Here is a 20,831-nt window from a genome sequence, read left to right as displayed (position 1 = left end):
CCGGCAGCCGGTTCCCCTCGGCTGACGGTTCATGCGTCCAATCCTAGGGGGTCGGCGATGCGCGGCCACAAGTCGAGGCGCGCCTTGCGATAGGGTGTCGTTGCCGGATCCGTCGGATAGGAGGTCGGCGCGGCGACGTAGACGATCTCGGAGGACACCGGCAGGAAACCAGCATGGAAGTGATTGGTCGATTTGACCAACAGATAGGCCTTCTCCGCAAAATCGACGCCTTGATTGGAGAAGATATCCGGCTCGTAGGTCTGTGTTCGGCTGGTGATCAGCACGATGTCGATATTGGTCCCGACCGGACGGACGACAGCGGTGCTGCCAAGCACGACGTGGCTATTGCGGAAGCTCTGCCAACCGGCATGGAAAAGCCGCTGCACGGTGACGCGAAGGTCAAGCGGCTCGCCGCCTTCCGGCCCCGACTTGCCGCCGACGCGCAGGTTGAGCACCGCCCCTTCGCCCGCCGCATGGCAGAAGGTCACCGCAATCGGATCCCAGATCGTCGCAACGGCAAAGTCATCCAGGCCGCGTTGCATCATCCGCCGCAAAATATGCGTTGCATCGCCGGCAACGCCGCCGCCCGGATTGTCCCAGACATCGGCGATCGTTACCGGCAGCTCCGGATGCGCGGCGCGGATTGCTATCGCCCGATCGAGACCTGCCTCGGTATCGAACATCGGCATGGCTGCTTCCTTGCGCAAGCCGTAAAGCTCGCGTCCGAGTAAAGCGGCCAAGGCATCGCCCTTGGCCTTGTCATTGTCGGTCAGGACGACGATGCGCGTGCCCATATCGGGCAGGTCGCCGGCCATGAAGCCATGGATAACGGAGATGGAGAGCACGCCATCCTTGCCCTCCATCGCCTTCAGGCGGTCGACAAAGGATCGCATCGGTTCGCGGCTCGTCGGAAAGATGGTGATCATGCGGCAATCGAACGTGGAGATGACCGGCTTGATTTCGCCCCGGAGCGTCCGAAGCGCCAGCTCGACGACGTGCTCACCGCGCTCTTCGAAATCGATATGCGGAAATTCGAGAAAGGCTGCCATGATATCGAGATTGGCGACGCGCAGAGCCGTCAGATGGCTATGTGGATCGAACTCCGCGGCGACGAGCACATCGGGGCCGACGATATCGCGCACCCGCGAGAGTAAATCACCTTCGGGATCGTCATACCCTTGAGCTGCCATCGCGCCATGGAGGCCGAGAACGACGGCATCGACCGGCATCGCCGCGGTCAGTTCGGCAAGGATTTGGTCGCGAAGCGTCTCATAGGTCTGGCGCTGGATGAGCCCGGCCGGCTCTGCCCAGCAGGAGGTACCCTCGATAGTGACGAACCCCTCCGCCTTGGCGCGGCGACGCAGGATCGGCACGACCGAGGAACACAGGGTCGGCGTTTCCGGATGCTCGCCTGGTCCAGCATAAAATGCCGCCTTGAAGGCGTTCATATCGGTCGGAACGGGAGAAAATGTGTTTGTTTCAGTCGCCAATGAGGCGGTGAAAATGCGCATACCTGTTACCCGAATAAACAGAGTTTCGGAGCCGGAAACCGACCAACACCGGACTATCCTCGCTCATTACGTTCGAGCGATGCCCGGAACCGCCAAAGCCGCCGTATTGGATGACCGTCCGTGAAATCGAAGGCCGACCGCAGCCGCCATCGACGTCGTCGACAGATTTAGCTCCCGTTCGTAAGTTCACCCGCTCATCGCTTCTTATGTAATTTATTTTCATCATAATGCGTCAAATAAGCGGAAAGTCAACGCCACTTGAATATTTTCAGGAAAATTTGTAATTTTTTTTCTTCATGAACAAAAACCGGCGCCGAGCTTTCATAGTCGCTCAAAGGACCACTTGCGGAATGAAAAGCGCGCCTTCGTGGATCGGCAAATGCATGGCGAAACACTCTGCCGATCGCCGTTGCAATATTTCATCGTCCTGACGACAGGCATGGATTGGCCACGTCTCAGCTATTGGCGAAGATGCCTGCCGTCCACCTTATCCGTAGGATGTTGCTTACTTTTCTGCTCTCTGCAAAAGAATGCGCATTTCCTCGAACCGTCGTTTCCGGTCGGCATCCTGGTCGTTGGCCGTATAGCAGGTGCTCGATACGCAGAACTTGGCAAGGTTATGAGGCTTGTCCGCCTTGTCGAACTCGCATTCGAACGTGTCGCTCATCTCAGATGGCGCCGTTCCCTGCCGTGTGGAATAAGCCATGCGCACGCCCGGCGGCTTCAGTTCGGGAAAGGATTGGATCGCGCCGATCGAGAGCCCGTCGGACAGGAAGAAATTCTTGGCCACCGTTTTGCAGGTTGCCTCGAGATCGGTCGATTGCGCGAATGCGGCCGCCGGAATCAGCGTAAGGGTAAGCAAAACCAGATGTTTGAACACCGGAACCTCCATTGGATACGCTATGGATTCACTTAAGAACGTGAGTGACAAAGACAAGTAGGGGCTGCGTCATCTTCTGCCATCAGCGCATGGATGGTGGCCTTAGCTACCCAAATTTTCCAGACATCCGATCAGGCAGGGAACATTCGCATTCCGCGCTTGTTCGGTGTGCATGTCGGAACAAGTGTCTGGGAACATAACCGACGACGTTTCCGGCGTCTCGCATGTCCAAAACAATCTCCGGGTCAAGACAACCGGAGAAAGCGTCGGCGGCCGCCGGCTCGTGTCCACCGGACCCAGATGCATGGGTCCGGTGGCGCTAACGGAGAATGGAGGTTCATCATGCAAGTCAGTGAAGCTATGACACGAGACGTGCGTATTGCTCGTCCCGACCAATCGATCCGGGATGCCGCTTTGATCATGGCGGATATCGATGCCGGCGTGGTTCCGATCCGTGACAATGATCGCCTGGTCGGCGTCATCACGGATCGAGATATCGCCATCCGCGCGGTTGCCCGAGGCAAGGGGCCGGACGCCAAGATTGCCGATGTGATGAGCTCTGATATCAAATACTGCTTCGAGGACGAAGACATCGATGATGTCATGCAAAATCTCGGCGACCAGCAACTTCGCCGCCTTCCCGTGGTCAGCCGTGACAAACGCCTGGTCGGCATACTGTCTTTGGCAGACATCGCTGTAAAAGCCAGCGACGGGGCAGCCGCATCAGCGCTTTCCGGTATTTCGAGACCGGGGGGCAGGCACACGCAAACTGGCGTCTAGCCGACAAGCTGCCGATTTCTTGACTTCGTCGATCGCCCGTCTCCGATAATGAGACGGGCGATCGATTATTGCCGACTTGCAAATCGCAGCCGGACAGAATCAGCATTCAAGATTTGATGCCACACTTAGTATTCTCAGGCATTGCCTTCTCACAAAGGCGCGAGGGATCCCTGCGTCACAGTGCTAACGCGCCAAACCAGCCGTCCAAGCTGAAGCCCGCCATAGGCGAGTTCTTCGATTACGACAGAGCGGAAACTCCTCTAAAAGGCTGTCCTACTTGCCGCCCTTCCGCTTGGGCTCATGGCCATGATGACGATCGCGTTCTCCGCCACCGCCGGAAATCTTGCTTCGGTCGCGCCGATCAGGCTCTGCAGGTGGCTTTGGAATATTCAATGGCGCCTTGGCATTTTTATGCGATGCGCCCGGACCACCCTGGCGGATGCTGGCCGGCGTCTTGGTCGAAGTGGACATTGGCACCTCCCTATCGATCCTGCTGATTGCCTTGGTGGCTGGTGTTGATCCTGCTGTTTCCCTGCTGGCCCTTCTTCTCGGGATCGACCGACATGTCAGGCTTGCGGGGGTCGGATATCGACGGTCTGGCGTGATCGCCGACGCCCTTATCGCTTCGGTTTGCTTCGGGAACTGGTGGTGGTCTGCTATTCATCATCTCCTCCTATCGCTGCTCTTGCCGAAACCTGCTGCGGGAAATCGCAAAGCCAGTATGTCTGGAGCAGGGCAGCACGGGTTCTTGTCAGGGGGACCTGAGGCGACGACGCGCGCAGCCTCGTATCAGCAGATGCCCGTAAAAATCTGCGTCACCGAATTCCCCTGAATTCGCTCTGATAATGAGGTCAAACGAAAACTGGGATTGAAAGTTCCCACTCTCGCCTGAACGCCCCAGTGCGATCATCCAACGGCCCAGCCCCTGCCCAAGCCGAAAGGAACAATGCGGCGTACCGACGGTTTCATTGGCAAAAGCGAGACGTCACGATGATCTGACGCATCGAACGTTCGAAAGGAGACAGCAATGAAACATCAGCGGCCACGCGACGGCGCAGCCGGAACCACGGACCAATCACCGCGATGGGAAGTACCGGCCGGATCGAAGCCGGCCGGATATCTTCCGGCGAAGGATGGCGGGGAGAAAGCGCGCGATGCACACGGCGAAAATATCGACCATCCCCGCAAGCGCCGGGTTTCCGACGCGCTGAAACAGAAGGGTGACGATTGACGGCGGTGCGCGGGTGAAAACGGAGGTTATTATTCCCGGTGAGCGCGACGATGCATCGACGGCTGAGAGCCGTCTCGCGGGGGAATCGGCTGACCGCACGGAAACAGATCCATCGGGCAAGCGGATCGGCAGTCAGCCGGCTTCGGCAAACGACGAGATCGTCTATCTGGCAGGACTTGAGACGGGCATAAGCCGCAAAAGAAGCGGCGCAGGCTTTGCCTATTTTGATCGACAGGGACAAAGAATAACCGACTCGAAAGAGCTCGATCGGCTATCCGCTTTAGCCATTCCCCCCGCCTATACGGATGTGATCATATCGCCGGATGCGAACAGCCATTTGCAGGCGGTCGGTCGTGACGCCAGGGGGCGCAAGCAATACCGTTATCATCCAAGCTGGATCGCCATGCGCGAAAGCGAGAAATTTGCCCAACTGGCCGAGTTTGGACGATCGCTGCCGGCCATTCGCAAGCGCGTCGACGCCGACCTCAGGCGACGCAAGCCGGGCTTGGCAAAGGGGCTCGCAACCGTGGTCTCGCTGATGGACAATCTCTTTATCCGTATCGGCAACGAGGCCTATGCTCTTGAAAATGGCTCCTATGGCCTGACGACGCTGCGCGGCCGCCATGTCAAAGCGATCGGATCACGCCTGCAGTTTCGCTTCAAGGGCAAGTCCGGCAAGGAATGGCGCCTCAATGTCACGGATAGGCGGATCATCCGCGCCATTCGCATGCTTCAGGAACTGCCTGGCCAGCACTTGTTTCAATATGCCGACGAAAACGGACTAACCCACCCGATCCGTTCACAGGACGTCAATGCCTATATCCGCGAAGCAACGAGCTGCGACTTCAGCTCGCGCCAATTTCGCATATGGGGCGCCACGCGCATGGCGGCAACGGCGCTTTCGGTACTCGAACCGGCGGACACCGCAAGAGGAAGAGCAAGACAGATCAATGAAGTCATCGACAGCGTCGCGACGAAATTGGTGAACACACGTGCCGTCTGTCGCGGCTCCTATATCCACCCCCGCGTATTCGAGGATTTCGACAACGGCCGCCTCGGCGAAATCGCCAAAATGCGCGTGCGAAAAGGATCGGCCATTCTCAAATGGATGGATGAAGACGAAGTGGCGGTGCTGCGCTGGCTGGAGGCAATAGGCTGAGCGGCCGCCGGGAGCTCGATGCACCTTCAATTGTGCGCGTGAGCGCGGAACATGTGGTCTTTCAAATAGTTAAATCTGCAGGCGCTAGTTCCGACCGACGAAAGGAGATGGCTCATGCCGATGATCGCCGGACTTTTCGATGAATATTGCAAGGCAAAGCTTGCCGTCGAGCTGCTGGAAGATGCCGGAATTGCACCGAAGGACATCTCGATCATTTCTCGCACGCTTGATGGTCGCAGGATCGACGAGGGAGAAAATCAAACGGCGGCGGATGCGATCACGGGCTCCGGCGTTGGAGCCGTCGCAGGTGCCGCAGGCGGCCTTTTGGCCGGCATGGGCGTCATCGCGATTCCCGGTATCGGTCCCGTCCTCGCCGCGGGCTGGCTTATCACGATGCTGGTAGGCGCTGCAGGCGGCGCCGTCCTCGGCGGTGCGACGGGGGGTATCATAGGAGCATTGACCGGTTCGGGCATTTCAAAAGATGATGCCGATGTTTACGCCGAAAGCCTACGCCGAGGTGGCGCGCTGGTTATCGCCCGTGTCAGAGAGGCACAGGTTCCGCTTGCCAATGAAATTCTCGACCGGGTGCCGCGGATCGATATTGCGGCGCGCCGGGCATTCTACGTTCAAGGCGGCTGGAAGCGATTTGACGAGAAGCGCGGCCTTTACGATCCACCGGATCGTGATCCCATACATTATGCTCCGCCGCCGCGTGTATGAGGCCAGGCGTAGTTAGCAAGGGATCAGGGTCGTACGTCAGCTGCCTTGGCCAGAAGCAGGAGCTGCTTCTCATCACGGATACCCTTTTGATACAGCTCGATGATCAGCGCCGCCGCTGCTTCCGCTTCTTCGCTGTCGCGTCTCGCATCCCGCTCGATAAGGAAGGCGTCGAAGGCGCGTTGGCAAAGTTTGAGTTCGGCGGGAGCCAATGGATAGGTTCGATTTTGCAGAGATTTTCGGATCATTGCGTTCTCTTTTCTATCAAAAAGCCACGAGACAGGGCGGGAGCGCAGTCGAGGTCGGCAACGCTAGGCGTCCGATCCCGCCATCATTCGCTCGCCTCAGTGGGGCGATACACTTGACGCCCTGAAGGATGCCCAGAGCGGACGGAAAACCGCGACCTACTGTTCCCTGCTCTGACGATCCTGGCTCTAAGGGCGCGACTTCTGCGCGGCCGAAAGCATCGGCGGCGCTTGCGGCGAGGTCGTGGCCTGCGTCACGGCCTCGGTCTCATCCATTTCAGGCTGCTGCTGCCCGTCTTCGGCAAGGATTTCTTGGGCTGCACGATGCCAATGGACAATATCCTGTCCATCCGGCTGGCCCTCGTCCTGCCATATTTGATAGGCGCGCAGGCGTACGGCTTCTTCCTGTGAAGTCTGGTTCATCGAACGCGATCCTTCGGATAGTATATCGGCAAGGCCCAACTCCGCTCACGGCAAGCCAGTATCGTTGGCTTGCTCACCTCAAGCATCTACGCACTCCGGACGGGAAACCGCTGCGCACGTTTCCAGGAAATGCTCTGAATATGTCAAACCGCGACACCGTGCGGATGTTCCCGGAGATACCTCATTTTTCGTGGGAATGCTGCCATTTCAGCGAATTCGATGAGGATTGCGATCATAAGAGCCGATCGCGCATGAGCATGCAGAAGAATGGCGGCCGCCGGGCGAGCGATGCCAAGCCTACCGGCAAAGCATTCTCATCTGGAATGGCGCTCCATCTGGAGCCAAAAATATCCATAGGGCTGAAATGTGAGCGTATAGGGACGCTTGCCAATGACCGGAAATGCCGCACCGCCAAACAATTCCCTCGGGCGTTGATCCGCATACCCACGCAGATCGAGATCGGCGGCTTGCGGAACCTTCGACAGGTTCGCGACGCAAAGCACGTGGTCGCCGCGGTATTCCCTGACATAGGCAATGACGGCGGCGTTATCCGCGTCTACGAAACGAATATGACCCCGCGCGAAGGCTTCATGCTCGGAGCGAATTGCCAGAGTGCGGCGAATCCAGTTTAGCAGAGAATGCGGGTCGTTCTCTTGCACCTCCACATTGACGGCGCGAAACCCATACCGGGCATCGTCGATGGGCGGAAGCGCGAGCGCGTCCGGGTCGCCATTCGAAAACCCGCCATTTCTACCGTCGGACCATTGCATCGGCGTGCGAACACCGTTTCTATCGCCCAATTCGACATTATCGCCCATGCCGATTTCATCGCCGTAGTAGAGGACGGGACTGCCCGGCAGCGAGAGCAGCAGCGCCTGCAGAAGTTCGACGCGACGCCTGTCCTGATCCATCAAGGGCGACAGACGGCGCCGGATGCCGAGGTTGAGCCGCGCGCGCTCGTCGGACGCATAAGTATTCCACATGAAATTGCGCTCGGCCTCGGTGACCATTTCGAGCGTCAGCTCATCGTGGTTTCTCAGGAAAATGGCCCATTGGCAATTCTCCGGAATATCGTGGGTCTGCTCAACCATCGTCACGATCGGTTGACGGTCTCCCGTGGCGACCGCCATGAATATTCGCGGCATCAGCGGAAAATGGAAAGCCATGTGGCATTCATCGCCCTTTCCGAAATAATCCCGTGCCTCATCCGGCCACTGGTTGGCTTCGGCGAGAAGAATGACGCCCGGATAGCTGGCATCGAGGGTCCTCCTGATGCGCTTGAGCAGCTCATGGGTTTCTGGAAGGTTCTCGTTGTTGGTGTTTTCGCGCTCGACCAGGTAGGGAACGGCGTCGAGGCGAAACCCGTCAACCCCGAAATCAAGCCAGAAGCGCATGATGCTCAAGAGCGCTTCGATGACCTCGGGGTTGTGATAATTGAGATCCGGCTGATGCGAATAGAACCGGTGCCAGAAATAGGCTCCGGCAACGGGATCCCAGCTCCAATTGGATCTTTCGCTATCGACAAAAATAATGCGCGTCTCGGCAAACTTGTCGTCCGTGTCCGACCACACGTAGAAATCCCGCTCCGGCGAACCGGCGGGTGCGTGTCTCGCCCGTTGAAACCAGGGATGCTGATCGGATGTATGGTTGATGACCAACTCGATGATCACGCGCATCCTGCGCGCATGGGCAGCGTCCACGAAGACCTTGAAATCGGCAAGGGTACCGAACTCCGGGCTAATGCTTTCGTAATCCAGGACATCATAGCCATCGTCGCGCTTGGGGGATGGATAGAAGGGCAGCAGCCAGATCGTGTCGACACCAAGCGATGCCAGGTAGTCCAGTTTCTGGGTAAGCCCTTCGAAATCCCCAAATCCGTCACCGTTGGCGTCGAAGAAGGATTTGACATGCAGCTGATAGATCACGGCATCCTTGTGCCAGGACGGATACCGAAGCTCACGTTCAGTCCTGTTCAATCGGCTGCTCCTCGGGCAATCCCTGTTCGCCAATCCACACTTCCGGAATTAATGTCTCCCGCCGCCTCTTCAAGGCCGCAGATTGCGAATGTCTGCTTCGAAGGCGAAGTTCGGCCGGCCGATATCCCGGGAACACGGGAGGATCCCGTGTGTTTGGCTTAATTGCCATGGGGTGCCCAACGCGACTGTCCTCGTGGCGCCCCCTCAAGGAGGAAGGAACGATGTCAGAAAAGAAATCGAAAAAATGGTCACAGCAGGTGACGGATAATAGCGACGCAATGGATCTCGACAAGGACGTCTTCACGCAGCGTAGCGCCAAGAAGATCGCGGATTCTCTCAAGCAATCTGCCGAGCAAAGCCACCGTCGCAAGGCCAGCCCGTTTCAATCGGCGATGTCCATGCTGAACTTCTATATCAACCGCGCCGGCGATCAACTCTCCAAGTCGAGACGGACAACGCTGGAAAAGGCAAAGGCCGAGTTGCGCAAGGATTTCGGCCGCGAACCCTAGATTACATCTGCGATCGGCTCATGCTTGGATCGAACAGCAAAGATGCTTGAGCGGCGGCGAACCGAAGTTAGATCTTTCCCATAATCCCGAGCAGGATCTGCAAACCGCGCTGATACTTCTCGCCGCTTTTGCCGATTTGTTCGCTTTGCCACAGATTATCCTCCAGATCGGCCTTCTTCACCGGCAGTGCCAGTGCATTCGACGCCGCCCGTTTGACGAATTCGTCATCCGGCTCGTCCGATCGCCGCGTCAACGCGTTCACGGCGGAGACGATCTTTGGAGGAAAACCCTCTTCCCTCAGTCGATCGAGTGTCCATCCTCTTCCTTTTTCGACGACATCGTGAAGATAGGCGACCGTGCGGGCATCGTCTCCGGAAACGAGAAGTGCGATCCTCTGACAATGCTCGAAGAATGGGCGTCCCGTCTTATCGGTCTGCCCCTCATGCGCCTCGAGCGCAATCTGTATGGCTTGGTCAAGGTGCTTCATGATATTCAACGCCTCCAGTGATCGCGAATGCCCGCCGAACGGACACGAGAGATCGAATTGCAAGGGATATCTGGCCGTCGTCAACGCCCGAGGAAGGTGTCCCGAGCGCCGGGCCGACATCCTACCCTCCTTTCCGACGGACACGAAGGCCGGCCACATGTGAGCCTTCCCAAGAAGCGCACCCCCCGCGAAATCAGCCAATGAACCAAGCTCAAAACGGATTGTTCCCTCTTCGCGGCCCGCGCGGCGGCGGGATCATCGAATATTTTCATCGCGATTGGCTGGCTGCCATGCTGATGCCGGATTTTTCTGGTCTTGGCTTCCCACGACTTTGGAAGGGCGCCGCATGGAATTCATCAATCGTTATGTTGATCGACCGTTGCTTGATTGTGGAGCGATGGCGCTGCGGACGTGGCACGAGCACACAGGTCAATCGCCGCAGAAACTTGCTCCTTTCTGGAATCTTATCGTCATTTTGTTGCTTCTGTCCGCAAGCAGCCTGTTCCTGGCAGGCAGCGCCTACAGGTTGATCTTTGTCGCCCTGTTGATGCTCTCCATTCCATCGCTCCGGGTGCTAGCGTTCGGTCGGAGCGCAAGGACCTATAATATCCGTGCCTATCGCGCGCTGGCCGCCATTGCGGTTCGCAAGCGCGAAGCCGAATGGGCTGTTCGCCTGACGGTGCTTTTCACCTCGGTCGCCTTTCCATTCTGCGTCCACGTCGAGGATCAGACGACGGCGTTGTTTCTCCTCGGCGCCAGTCTTTGGTTCGCACTCATCGTGCCGGCAAGACTATATCTGGAAGCCGCCGAACCGCCGCCACCGGCTGATGATGGCCGCAAGGTTTCTTCGCGAGAAACGATGTTTGCCGCTTAACCTTTTCGGCCATGGAACAAATTGATAACCGATCCCGTTCTCTATTGGGTAACAAATGGAGAGTGAGATGCTTTACTATGCGTTGGTATTTCTCGTCGTAGCCCTGATCGCGGGCGCCCTTGGATTTGGCGGTATTGCCGGTGCGTCGGCGTCAATTGCTCAGGTACTGTTCTTCATCTTCCTGCTATTCTTCGTTGTCTCGCTGGTCATGAATGTGATGAGGCGTTAGGCATGGCAGCCGGAAAAACTGGCCTCGACAGGGCGAGCCAAGATATTGCTCGGCCGTGGGCGACCTGGTCTCCGCAAGGAGCTTAAGAATGTTGCTATTCCTTGGCCTGAAAATCCGAATGCGGGGATCGTAGGTGAGCTGAGCATCGAGGCCATCTGCATCTGGCAATCAGGCTGATCCATATCTGTTTGAGTGCCGAAAACCTGGGAGATCATCGTTCTCCGATAACGGAGTGATAGAAAACGGGAGGCAGTGAATGCGTGAGGAGGCACCTCACTTACTACAATCGATAGATTTGCAACGCGAAACAGCAACAACTTCATCATCACGAGCCACGATCGTGACGTCTGCAGAACCCGCCGGCGTGGACGCTCCTCCAGCGCAGGCCTTGCTCGCGGCCATCGTCGAGAACTCCGACGACGCGATCGTCAGCAAATCCCTCACCGGCCACATCACGAGCTGGAACCGAAGCGCCGAACGGCTTTTCGGATATACCGCGAACGAAGCGATCGGCCAGCATATTTCCATTATCATCCCCGAAGATCGACTGCATGAGGAAGACGTCATCATTGGCAGCATCCGCGGCGGAAAGAGGATCGAACACTATGAAACCGTCCGCCGCCGCAAGGATGGGACCTTGCTGGATATTTCGCTGACGGTTTCCCCGGTCCGCGACAGTAATGGCAGCATCGTCGGAGCTTCGAAAGTCGCCCGTGACATTTCCGAGCGCAAGCGCGCCGCCGAACGGCAGATCCTCCTGCTTCGGGAAATGAACCATAGAATCAAGAATATTTTCGCTATCGCGAACGCAGTGATCGGCTTGAGCGAGCGTACGGCAACGACGGTCCCCGAACTTGCACGCGACGTGCGAGCCCGTATAAGCGCATTGGCAATCGCAAACGATCTGACCCTCCCCGATGTCGGACTTGCAGTGAACTATCAGCCGCAGGAAACGACGTTCTTTGCGCTCGTCAAGGCTCTCTTTGCCGCCCATCAGGTCGATGGCGTGGAGCGTGTCTCCATAGGAGGCCAGGATGTTCCGGTGCGCGGGAATATGTTGACGTCGCTTGCCTTGCTCCTGCACGAATTCTCGACGAACGCGACGAAGTACGGCGCCTTATCGGTACCCGAGGGCCGCATCGAAATCGAGGTGCGCAACGACACGGACTTCTCGCTCATCTGGAGGGAAATCGGAGGGCCGGCCGTCCATCAGCCCGATGGCCCTGGGGGCTTCGGTTCGCAGCTCGAGAAAGCGACGGTTGGGTCGCTTCAGGGAGCCATCGAGCGCGAATGGAATCCGGCAGGGCTGAAAATTTTCTTGCGTATTCCCTCCGCTGTCCTGCGTCGTTAGAGCAATTCCAGGAAAAGTGCGCAGCGGTTTTCCGTCCGGAATTGCGTAAAAACAATGAGATAGAGCGGCTCAGAGATTCCGTGAAATGCTGCACCGCTGCAGCAGGACGCCGTCATGCTTGACCGAGCGATGCGCTGCCCTCGGCAGCGCATCGACGAATGAAATACGACCAAGGTTCTACGCCGCTTTTTTCGCCTTTGCGTTCGCCGCCGTTTCCGCAAGCTTGGTAAGCTTCTGGTCGGTGGCTTTTTCTTCTGCCAGCGTCTGCTGAAGAAGTGGCACAGCGTCCTTCAACCCAAGTTGCTTGGCCCACTCGATAAGAGTGCCGTAGCGGGCGATTTCATAGTGCTCGACAGCCTGGGCGGAGGAGATGAGGCCAGCGTCGAGAGCGGGCGTACCCTTGAACTCTTCGGTGATCTCGTCGGCTTCGGCTATGATGCCCTGGATCGCTTCGCATGTCTTGCCCCGCGCTGGCTTTCCCAGCATTTCGAAAACCTGCTCCAGGCGCTCGACATGACCTTGCGTTTCATCGCGATGATGCAGAAAGCCTTGCTTGCCTTCTTCTGCCTGCGCCGCACGCGCCATCTTGGGCAGGGCCTTGAGAATTTGCTTCTCGGCGTAGTATATGTCCTTCAAGGTGTCCAAGAACAGATCATTCAATGTCTTCTGTGATGCCATTGTTTCCTCCAACGATTATTGGTGAGTTCTTTTGCGCGGCTGGCTTTTTACCGCCGCAGAGAAAGGCCGCCTACGCGGCATTGCATGAAAACTAGATCACGAGTTCTTGTGACTCTGCTGGCCGGCCTTCACATGTTGTTCGTGGCTGCCACCACGCGTTCCCTCTTTTGATTGCTCTTTCCGAGATGAAGCTTGCTGCTTCGTGCCGGTATTCTTGTGGCTTTTCTGACCAGCTTTGACGTTCTGGTCATGTGAACCGCCTTGAGTTGCCATGTTCTTTCTCCTTGGCTTGATTGCGAGACCTTGCCGGTCTCGACTTCCAAACAGACGGATTAGGCTTTGGTTCCCCCACGACTTTCAAAAAATACTGTCTTCCTATTTCGCCAATCAATGCGAGCGACACGGGGCGGCGGTCTTTCCATCTCGATAGCTTCGCTGTTAATAGCTCAGTCCTCGCCATCATGCGAAATACTTACTCGATAGAATAGAGCCGGCGAAAGGAGTCCAAATAGATGCACAGCTTTCACGTGTGAAGCACGCAGCTTGTACCCCCTTGCGAAACTCTTCATCGGCCAAAGCGCAGCGATGTAATCCGCTTAACTTAAGGCTGCACTTACGTTAGATCATTTTATCAAGCGTGATCGGCAGCTCGCGAACGCGCCTGCCGGTCGCGTTAAAGACAGCGTTGGCAACGGCTGCCGCCACACCCGTTATGCCGATTTCGCCGATCCCGCGCGCTCCCATTGGCGCCTGCGGATCGGCGACATCGGTGTAGAGGATATCGATCTGCGGCACATCCATGTGCACTGGCACATGATATTCGGCGAGTGAGGCATTGACGACGCGGCCTGTCCGCTCATCGAAATTCGTCTCTTCCGTCAAGGCGAGACCAATTCCCATGACGATGCCTCCCTTGAACTGACTGGTCGCCGTCTTGGCGTTCAGAATACGTCCGGCATCAAATGAACCGAGGAAGCGCGTAACTCGAATTTCTCCGGTAATCTCGCTGACACGCAATTCGCAGAATTGCGCACCGTAGGAATGCATCGAGAAAGCTTCCATCTCGGCCGGCGGTGGTGCTTCGGCCTGGCAGACAAGCTCATTGCGGCCGGAGCGACGGAGAATCGATTCATATGTCTCGAAGCGGTCGGCATCGTCACGATGCCCGATCCCGCCATCACGAGGCTCGACGTCGGCAAGCGAAAGGCCGGCGAGCGGCAAGGCATTTCCTGCAAGCTTGATCAACTCTTCGATAAAGACCTCCGTCGCGGCAATGACAGCGCCGCCGATCGAAGCCGTCTGTGTCGAGCCCCCGGCAATGACGCCGCGAGGCAACGCGCTGTCGCCATATTCGAAGTTGATCCGATCGGCCGGAATGCCAAGGCGCGCGGCAATGTGCTGCACCTGCGCCGTTGCCGTGCCCATTCCCATGTCGTGAACCGCCGTCGAAACCGTGACGCGACCGTTAGCCGTCAGCCTGATACTGGCCGCCGTTCCGGGAAAGCGATAGTAAGGATAGGTCGCCGTCGCGCAGCCCATGCCGATCAGCCATTCTCCTTCGCGCTGCCGACGCTGCTCCGGATTGCGGCGATGCCAGCCGAATTGCTTCGCGCCCTTCTCATAGGCGTCGAGCAAATGACGCGAGGAGAAGGACTTCCCGCTCGTCGGATCGTTTTCCGGCTCGATACGTTTGCGCAGTTCGACCGGATCGATACCGAGCTTATCGGCCAGTTCGTCCAGCGCGCATTCCAGCGCGAACGTCCCGATGGCTTCGCCCGGTGCGCGCATGAAGGTATTCACCAGCATATCCATGTCGGCAACCTCCTGAGCCAGGCGGAAGGTTTTGGCGGCATAGAGATGGCGGGCCGGAAAGGTGAACTGTTCGGGGCAGGAATTATGCAGCGTCATAGCGACGATGCCGGTATGTATGAGCGCATTCAGCGTTCCGTCGGCATTGGCGCCCAGCGCCACCCGCTGCTCCGTTAGCGTACGGCCGCCGACGAGGCGAAAGACGCCCTCGCGCGACAGCATGATCCGGACCGGGCGCTGCGCGAGCTTGGCGGCCGCGCATGCCAGGATCTGATGATCCCACAGGCACTTGCCGCCAAAGCCTCCGCCGACATAGGGGGAGGTCACACGCACCTTGCTCGGATCGATGTCGAAAATGTCGGCGAGTTGCCCGGCGGTCAGATCGATCATTTGTGTCGCATCGTGTACGCGCAGTTCATCCCCCTTCCAGACGGCCGTCGCGGCGTGCAGCTCAATTGCGTTATGATTGTACCGAGGCGTTCGATAAATGTTGTCCACCTGCACTTCAGATGCCTTTAAGGCACCTTCCGCATCGCCGATTTCCAGGATGGGCGGCTCGCCGAGCAACGTCTCCAGCTGACGCGGCTTCCTCTTGGCCTCCTCAAAGGAAGTGACTGCGCGAAGCGGAGCATATTCCACCGCGATCAGCGATGCCGCGTAGTCGGCTTGCTCCTGCGTTTCGCCGAGAACCACCGCGACAGCCTGGCCGTTCCAGTGGATTTCGTCGTTCTGCATGACGGGCAGGTCGCTTGCACCGGCGGCCGACGGCGAGGACATCATCAGGGACGGCGCTTTCATTCGGGGCGCATTCCGGTAAGTCATCACCAGCACGACGCCGGGCGCCTTTTCGGCAGCCGCGGTATCAAGCGCGGTAATGCGGCCCCGCGCGATCTTGCTGAAGACGAGCGCGGCGTAGCAGATATCCTCATAAGGATATTCGGCTGCAAAGCGGGCCTTGCCCTGGACTTTGAGCGGCCCGTCGACACGTGAGATCGGCCGTCCGAGCGCGCCGTGCTTGCGCAGCAGCGGATCAGATGTAACGGCCGGCTGCCAGCTGCCGGGCATTCCTTTCGAAGTGTCGGATTGTACGCTCATGCGCCCTCTCCCTTCAACTCATCGAGAACGGCGACGATCGTTCGTTTCGCCAGTTCGATCTTGAATCCGTTATCCTTCAGCCCAACCGCCGCGGCGAGTTCCGCTTCGGCTGCCGCGCGAAAGCTTTCGACATTGGCAGGCTTGCCTTTTAGAACCGCTTCGGCCTTTAAGGCGCGCCAGGGCTTATGGGCAACGCCGCCGAGTGCCAGGCGGACATCGCGCACCTTGCCCGCCTCGTCGATGTCGACTGCGGCGGCGACGGAGATCAAAGCGAAGGCGTAGCTCGCGCGGTCGCGCACCTTGCGATAAGTGGAGCGTCTGGCGAAGGGAAGCGGCGGAATTTCAACCGCCGTGATCAGTTCGTTCGGCTGCAATTCCGTTTCGATATCAGGCCTTTCTCCGGGCAATCGGTGTAGATCCAGGAGAGGCATGCTGCGCAAACCGATAGAACCCTTCAGGTGCAGCCTCGCATCCAGCGCGGCAAGCGCGACGCACATGTCGGACGGATGGGTGGCGACACAGGAAGGCGAGGCGCCAAGGATCGCATGATAACGGTTGAAGCCGTCTCTGGCATCGCAGCCATCACCCGGATGCCGCTTGTTGCAATGGGCGGCATCGTCATAAAAATACCGACAGCGCGTGCGTTGTAAGATATTGCCGCCGACGGTTGCCATGTTGCGGATTTGAGCGCTCGCCCCCGCAAGGATGGAGCGGGCAAGCAGTGGAAAGGCCGAGCGAACATACGAATCCGCCGCAAGCGCGGTGTTCTTTGCCGCGGCACCGATCAGAAGGCTGCCGTCGGAACGTGGTTCGATGTCGGCGGGCAATTGCGTGATATCGATCAGCATGTCCGGGCGTTCGATGTCTTCGCGCATCAGATCGACGAGATTCGTGCCTCCGCCAAGATATCGCGGCGCGTTGCCGGCTTTGGCAAGATCGATGGCGGCGGTGGCGTTGGATGCCTGCTCGTAAGAGAAGAGGTTCATGCCCGTACCCTCCTCTTGTTCTCCGTTTCACTTTCCGCGAAAGTCTGCGAGATGGCCTCGACAATGCCGTTATAGGCGCCGCATCGACAGAGATTACCGCTCATTCGTTCGCGGAGCTCGATCTCGTCGAGAATGACGCTCGTTGCCGAAAGGTCCTTCGTGACCGCACTCGGCACGTTGCGATCGACCTCATGCATCATGCCGATCGCCGAGCAGAGCTGCCCCGGCGTACAATATCCGCATTGAAAGCCTTCACATTCGACGAAAGCCTGCTGCAACGGGTGAAGCTGGCGTTCCGAAGCAATACCCTCGATCGTCGTGATGCTGCGGCCCTGATACTGGACTGCGAGCGCCAGGCAGGAATTGATGCGCTCACCGTCGACCAAGACCGTGCAGGCGCCGCAAGCGCCCTGATCGCATCCCTTCTTTGTACCGGTAAACCCAAGGATATTGCGCAGCAGATCGAGCAGCGATGTGCGAATATCAGGCTGCACTTCAACGTTTTCACCGTTGATCGTGAACTTCATGATCTTTGCCTCCCTGATGGCAACCGATGCGCTTGTCATATCGGGCAATAGCGTCCAACCAGCGTTTCCAGGCCGGCATCCGATCCGCAGACCTCACGCGCCTTTGCCTGGCAGCCGGAGCGGACAGCGCGCTTGTTCATCTCCAAGCCTCCGCTGCTGCCTGAGCGAAAACCAGACGGGCGGCCAATTGTTCCCGGAAGATTGCGCGTGCCTTGGATTTAGTGAGGACCGTGCCAGCGATCGTTCCGGCTTTCACGAGGCACGATGGCAATGGCAATGGCAACGGCATCGCGCCAATCGGGTCCCTTGGAACCAGAACAGGCCTACGAGGATTAAATCTCTTTGAACGGAGAATATGACCATGATCCGCAAACTGAAATCTGGCGAATACCGGCTTTACTCACGCAAGGTCGATCCGAAGACAAACAAGCGCAGGAATCTCGGAACCTTCAAAACCCGCGAGGCTGCCGAAAAGCACGAGCGCGAGGTGCAATATTTCAAGCACCATTAGTTGGCTGCCTGCGAAACGGCCGGCCGTGGCATCGGGCCTGCCGATGATGCTCAAGAAGAAACTCGCCACAATCGAGGGCGAGCCTTTGGCTGCGTCACCGATTTTATCCGGCCATACCCCTGTTTTCAGTCGATTTTCTCACGCCAGACAGTGATCTTGCGGAGAAAGCGTGCTTTCATCTGGATGTGAGACGATTGAACTATCCCTACTACGAAACCGTTCCACAGATCATAGAGGGCATAGGGAGCATCAAGGTGGCTGAAATCGAACTGAAGCTTGATCTGTCGCATTCGGAGATGGATAGCCTCGTCTCGTCGGACCTTCTTGGCGAACCTGCCGAGACGGTCGAGCAGCGTTCGATTTATTTCGATACGAACGACCGCAGGCTGTTCGACGCAGGTTTCACACTCCGTATCCGCCGTTCTGGTGCCGCGAGGACGCAAACGGTGAAGGCAACCGGTCCCAGCGCCTCGCTGTTTGCCCGATCGGAATGGGAGACCGCCGTCGAGACGGACGTTCCTGCCCTCGACCATACAAGCCCTCTTCTCAATCAGTTCGGCGACATTCGGGAAGATCTCTTTCCTCAGTTTGAGGTTTCCATCGACCGCAGAATCTGGAACCTGATCGAGAACGGCTCCAAGATCGAGCTCGCTGCCGATCGGGGCACGGCCGTGGAGGCTGATCGGCAGGCGCCTATCTGCGAGATAGAGCTGGAATTGAAGGACGGTGATCCGAAGGACTTGTTTGCTCTCGCCCGCAAGATCGAGGCGATCGTTCCATTCAAGTTCGGCATTCATTCCAAGGCCGAGCGCGGCTATCGGCTGCTGGCCGCGGCGCAACATGTGTATAAATCAGCGGAAATCGACCTGGAGTGGCGGTCGACCGCCGTGGAGGGATTCCAGGTGATAGCGCAAGCCTGTTTCCGCCAGTTTCGATTGAACGAAACCGTACTGCTGCACCGAAGAAGCGCTGAAGCGCTTCACCAGGCACGCGTCGCGATGCGGCGGTTGCGATCCGCCATTTCACTCTTCAAGCCGATCCTGGACGATGAAGCTCGTCGATTATCCAGCGAATTCCGCTGGCTAGCCGGCGTGCTGGGCGAAGCCCGCAACATCGACGTGCTTTTGCCGAAAGCGAAAGACGGGGATTTTGCGGACAGGCTGCAGGAAGCACGCGAGGCCGCCTATGACGAGGTCGAGAACGCTCTGGGATCACCCCGCGCCAGAGCGCTGATGCTGGATTTCCATGAATGGCTGCACACGGGCGCCTATCTGGCTGGGCCGGCAAAAGACAAGACGATCGCCGAACAGGCGGTCGAAGCGCTCGACAAGATGCGGAAAAAGCTGAAGAAGCACGGCCGGGATCTCGCACATGTCGACGACGAGCAGCGGCACGAGGCGAGGAAGGATGCCAAAAAGCTGCGCTACGCCGCCGAATTCTTCAAAACATTGTTCGCCGACAATAAGAAGGCTCGCCGCCACAAGCGTTTCATCAAGGCCATGGAGGAATTGCAGGATCAGCTTGGAGCGCTGAACGACCTGGCAACAGGCCCCAGTGTGCTGGAGAAGCACGGCCTGCAAGACCACCCGGAGGCCGAATCGGTCATCCTGCACGCCGACAAGGGGTCATTGATCGCGGCCGCGCAGGCGGCCCTCGACGACGTCCTCGACACCAAGCGGTTCTGGCGATAGGCAGGCTACGATGATGGCATTGGCGGCGTCGCTTCGGCGGGCCATTGCCAACATTCAGGCCATGATGATTACGGTTTGATATCGAGATAGATCGACGTCGTTGCCTTGCCATCGCATTTGGCATGGACTCCCGTCCACGAAGGAGTACCATCAAAACATCGTCGCCAACGATGATGTAGGCGGTGACGACTGAGGGTTAATACGTGCTCCCGCCTTCAAGGACATGGGAGAGCATGATGATCCTCCTGAAACCAGCAAAATTCCCAAAAGATCCGACACTCCGCGCCATGCTGAGAAATTGGGCGCGCGGGTTTCTCGTCAACGAAGCGGCTGTAAACCGCGTGGTGGAGCGGACCATCAACGTTGCCTGTGACGATCCCGAAATCTTCAATGGCGCAAACATGAACGATGCCCTGTTTGCCCTTCTGCACCGGCACGCATTGGATGAGATCCACCCGACCATAGCGCGGCATTCGGAAACAGAAATGTCGATCCTGCCGCAGTTGGATGATATTCAGCACCAGGCGCTCTGGTGAAAATTCCAGGCTTCGGACCGAACCAGATCCGCGGATCCCCCTATTCGCCCGTGGCCCGTTACGACAAAAAATCGAAGACGCCGTCCTACATGCTACTGCCGGTCTCGGTCTCTCACTCGATTGGTACGACTGCCGTGGATGAAATGACGCTCCACCCTGCTCCTTCACGTTGGGAACAGAGGGGCCGGCCACAAGTCGGTGTCATCATGGCTGCAAACTATTATCGGCACGCGCAGGTACTTCAAGCGAACCTGCTGGGGAATTCTGCCTGGTTGACGGCATTGGTGCAGCCTCGTTCTTTATCGGAGGCGCCGATGTCGTGGAAGACGTCGTCACACTATCCGTCCCTGAATTTGTGCTCAGCTGGTTTTCCGATTTCATTAAAAGCGCACCCGCAAACAAAGCGAAAATCAGCGCCGCTATCCAGGCGATCAGAGAAGAACCGACCCTGCGACGAGATGCCGGCGTTGTGCGAATGTCCGGCTCTTCCTTTGACTTGCGGTTCATCGTCAACTCCGAGCCCGGGATGGGGTCGCGAGCATTCGCGCCGCCGACCGAGCATGTCTTTGATTGAACGACGGCCACGGGTATTTGTTCCGATCGGATCGCATGCGACGTGAAACCAA

At 58.0% G+C, this 20,831-nt stretch carries 24 protein-coding genes and 1 pseudogene; 12 read left to right on the top strand and 13 right to left on the bottom strand.

What is annotated here, in order from left to right; genetic code table 11:
- Positions 1-29: 29 nt before the first annotated feature.
- Positions 30-1,511 (bottom strand): M81 family metallopeptidase, encoded by a 1,482-nt coding sequence (locus FP026_RS06500; protein WP_149633812.1) that lies wholly within the window; start codon positions 1,509-1,511, stop codon positions 30-32.
- Positions 1,512-2,016: 505 nt separating this feature from the next.
- Complete coding sequence (locus FP026_RS06495) at positions 2,017-2,391, bottom strand: hypothetical protein (protein ID WP_188112519.1); 375 nt, start codon at positions 2,389-2,391, stop codon at positions 2,017-2,019.
- Positions 2,392-2,733: 342 nt separating this feature from the next.
- Here FP026_RS06495 and FP026_RS06490 point away from each other — a divergent pair, with 342 nt between their 5' ends.
- Positions 2,734-3,171 (top strand): CBS domain-containing protein, encoded by a 438-nt coding sequence (locus tag FP026_RS06490; RefSeq protein WP_149633810.1) that lies wholly within the window; start codon positions 2,734-2,736, stop codon positions 3,169-3,171.
- 273 nt (positions 3,172-3,444) lie between these two features.
- Here FP026_RS06490 and FP026_RS06485 read toward each other — a convergent pair whose 3' ends face one another.
- Both FP026_RS06485 and FP026_RS06480 read right to left on the bottom strand, forming a co-directional pair.
- On the bottom strand, positions 3,445-3,642 hold the full coding sequence (locus FP026_RS06485) for a hypothetical protein (RefSeq protein WP_149633809.1): 198 nt from the start codon (positions 3,640-3,642) through the stop codon (positions 3,445-3,447).
- A 10-nt stretch (positions 3,643-3,652) separates the two neighbouring features.
- A complete protein-coding gene (locus tag FP026_RS06480; RefSeq protein ID WP_149633808.1) occupies positions 3,653-3,835 on the bottom strand; it encodes a hypothetical protein in 183 nt (60 codons plus the stop codon).
- Between the two features lie 363 nt (positions 3,836-4,198).
- Here FP026_RS06480 and FP026_RS06475 point away from each other — a divergent pair, with 363 nt between their 5' ends.
- From FP026_RS06475 to FP026_RS06465, 3 genes are all read left to right on the top strand, one after another.
- Complete coding sequence (locus FP026_RS06475; protein WP_149633807.1) at positions 4,199-4,402, top strand: hypothetical protein; 204 nt, start codon at positions 4,199-4,201, stop codon at positions 4,400-4,402.
- 157 nt (positions 4,403-4,559) lie between these two features.
- Positions 4,560-5,561: a DNA topoisomerase IB gene (locus FP026_RS06470; RefSeq protein WP_149634101.1), complete on the top strand. Its 1,002-nt coding sequence runs from the start codon at positions 4,560-4,562 to the stop codon at positions 5,559-5,561.
- A 114-nt stretch (positions 5,562-5,675) separates the two neighbouring features.
- On the top strand, positions 5,676-6,281 hold the full coding sequence (locus FP026_RS06465) for a hypothetical protein (protein ID WP_246665268.1): 606 nt from the start codon (positions 5,676-5,678) through the stop codon (positions 6,279-6,281).
- A gap of 23 nt (positions 6,282-6,304) precedes the next feature.
- Here FP026_RS06465 and FP026_RS06460 read toward each other — a convergent pair whose 3' ends face one another.
- The 3 genes and pseudogenes from FP026_RS06460 to treS all read right to left on the bottom strand — a co-directional run.
- Entirely contained in the window at positions 6,305-6,526 is a 222-nt protein-coding gene (locus tag FP026_RS06460) for a hypothetical protein (RefSeq protein ID WP_149633806.1), read from the bottom strand.
- Positions 6,527-6,712: 186 nt separating this feature from the next.
- A complete protein-coding gene (locus FP026_RS06455) occupies positions 6,713-6,946 on the bottom strand; it encodes a DUF2934 domain-containing protein (RefSeq protein WP_149633805.1) in 234 nt (77 codons plus the stop codon).
- A gap of 329 nt (positions 6,947-7,275) precedes the next feature.
- Positions 7,276-8,922: pseudogene (gene treS, locus FP026_RS06450) on the bottom strand (maltose alpha-D-glucosyltransferase); the annotation flags it as partial.
- A 221-nt stretch (positions 8,923-9,143) separates the two neighbouring features.
- Between treS and FP026_RS06445 the strand changes: the two are divergent.
- The gene (locus FP026_RS06445) at positions 9,144-9,431 is read left to right on the top strand and encodes a DUF3175 domain-containing protein (RefSeq protein WP_149633803.1); all 288 of its coding nucleotides are present in this window, start codon (positions 9,144-9,146) and stop codon (positions 9,429-9,431) included.
- Positions 9,432-9,498: 67 nt separating this feature from the next.
- Here FP026_RS06445 and FP026_RS06440 read toward each other — a convergent pair whose 3' ends face one another.
- A complete protein-coding gene (locus FP026_RS06440; protein WP_149633802.1) occupies positions 9,499-9,918 on the bottom strand; it encodes an HD domain-containing protein in 420 nt (139 codons plus the stop codon).
- 346 nt (positions 9,919-10,264) lie between these two features.
- On the opposite strand from FP026_RS06440, the gene FP026_RS06435 reads away from it, so the two are divergent.
- The 3 genes from FP026_RS06435 (at position 10,265) to FP026_RS06425 (ending at position 12,372) form a co-directional block, all read left to right on the top strand.
- On the top strand, positions 10,265-10,792 hold the full coding sequence (locus tag FP026_RS06435) for a hypothetical protein (protein ID WP_149633801.1): 528 nt from the start codon (positions 10,265-10,267) through the stop codon (positions 10,790-10,792).
- A gap of 67 nt (positions 10,793-10,859) precedes the next feature.
- Positions 10,860-11,021: a DUF1328 domain-containing protein gene (locus FP026_RS06430; protein WP_113248975.1), complete on the top strand. Its 162-nt coding sequence runs from the start codon at positions 10,860-10,862 to the stop codon at positions 11,019-11,021.
- A gap of 340 nt (positions 11,022-11,361) precedes the next feature.
- Entirely contained in the window at positions 11,362-12,372 is a 1,011-nt protein-coding gene (locus tag FP026_RS06425; RefSeq protein ID WP_210247959.1) for a PAS domain S-box protein, read from the top strand.
- A 177-nt stretch (positions 12,373-12,549) separates the two neighbouring features.
- Here FP026_RS06425 and FP026_RS06420 read toward each other — a convergent pair whose 3' ends face one another.
- From FP026_RS06420 to FP026_RS06405, 5 genes are all read right to left on the bottom strand, one after another.
- A complete protein-coding gene (locus FP026_RS06420; RefSeq protein WP_149633799.1) occupies positions 12,550-13,050 on the bottom strand; it encodes a ferritin-like domain-containing protein in 501 nt (166 codons plus the stop codon).
- A gap of 96 nt (positions 13,051-13,146) precedes the next feature.
- Positions 13,147-13,323 carry a hypothetical protein gene (locus tag FP026_RS30155; RefSeq protein WP_188112518.1) on the bottom strand — a complete coding sequence of 59 codons (177 nt, stop codon included), beginning with the start codon at positions 13,321-13,323 and terminating at the stop codon, positions 13,147-13,149.
- Between the two features lie 345 nt (positions 13,324-13,668).
- A complete protein-coding gene (locus FP026_RS06415; RefSeq protein WP_149633798.1) occupies positions 13,669-15,954 on the bottom strand; it encodes a xanthine dehydrogenase family protein molybdopterin-binding subunit in 2,286 nt (761 codons plus the stop codon).
- Positions 15,951-16,940 carry an FAD binding domain-containing protein gene (locus FP026_RS06410; protein ID WP_149633797.1) on the bottom strand — a complete coding sequence of 330 codons (990 nt, stop codon included), beginning with the start codon at positions 16,938-16,940 and terminating at the stop codon, positions 15,951-15,953. The genes FP026_RS06415 and FP026_RS06410 overlap by 4 nt, the downstream gene beginning before the upstream one ends.
- A complete protein-coding gene (locus tag FP026_RS06405; RefSeq protein WP_149633796.1) occupies positions 16,937-17,467 on the bottom strand; it encodes a 2Fe-2S iron-sulfur cluster-binding protein in 531 nt (176 codons plus the stop codon). Before FP026_RS06405 ends, FP026_RS06410 begins: the two co-directional genes overlap by 4 nt.
- A gap of 361 nt (positions 17,468-17,828) precedes the next feature.
- On the opposite strand from FP026_RS06405, the gene FP026_RS06400 reads away from it, so the two are divergent.
- The 4 genes from FP026_RS06400 (at position 17,829) to FP026_RS06385 (ending at position 20,779) form a co-directional block, all read left to right on the top strand.
- The gene (locus FP026_RS06400; RefSeq protein ID WP_120670580.1) at positions 17,829-17,978 is read left to right on the top strand and encodes a hypothetical protein; all 150 of its coding nucleotides are present in this window, start codon (positions 17,829-17,831) and stop codon (positions 17,976-17,978) included.
- A gap of 194 nt (positions 17,979-18,172) precedes the next feature.
- On the top strand, positions 18,173-19,669 hold the full coding sequence (locus FP026_RS06395; RefSeq protein ID WP_246665267.1) for a CHAD domain-containing protein: 1,497 nt from the start codon (positions 18,173-18,175) through the stop codon (positions 19,667-19,669).
- Between the two features lie 236 nt (positions 19,670-19,905).
- The gene (locus FP026_RS06390) at positions 19,906-20,205 is read left to right on the top strand and encodes a hypothetical protein (RefSeq protein WP_149633795.1); all 300 of its coding nucleotides are present in this window, start codon (positions 19,906-19,908) and stop codon (positions 20,203-20,205) included.
- Positions 20,206-20,524: 319 nt separating this feature from the next.
- Positions 20,525-20,779, top strand: a complete 255-nt coding sequence (locus FP026_RS06385; protein WP_149633794.1) for a hypothetical protein — start codon at positions 20,525-20,527, stop codon at positions 20,777-20,779.
- Positions 20,780-20,831: the final 52 nt, after the last annotated feature.

The sequence above is a fragment of the Martinezella tropici genome (genome assembly GCF_008370325.1).
Taxonomy (GTDB): domain Bacteria; phylum Pseudomonadota; class Alphaproteobacteria; order Rhizobiales; family Rhizobiaceae; genus Rhizobium; species Rhizobium tropici_B.
Note: the sequence above shows the minus strand (reverse complement) of the source record. Positions and strands in the feature narration are given on the sequence as shown.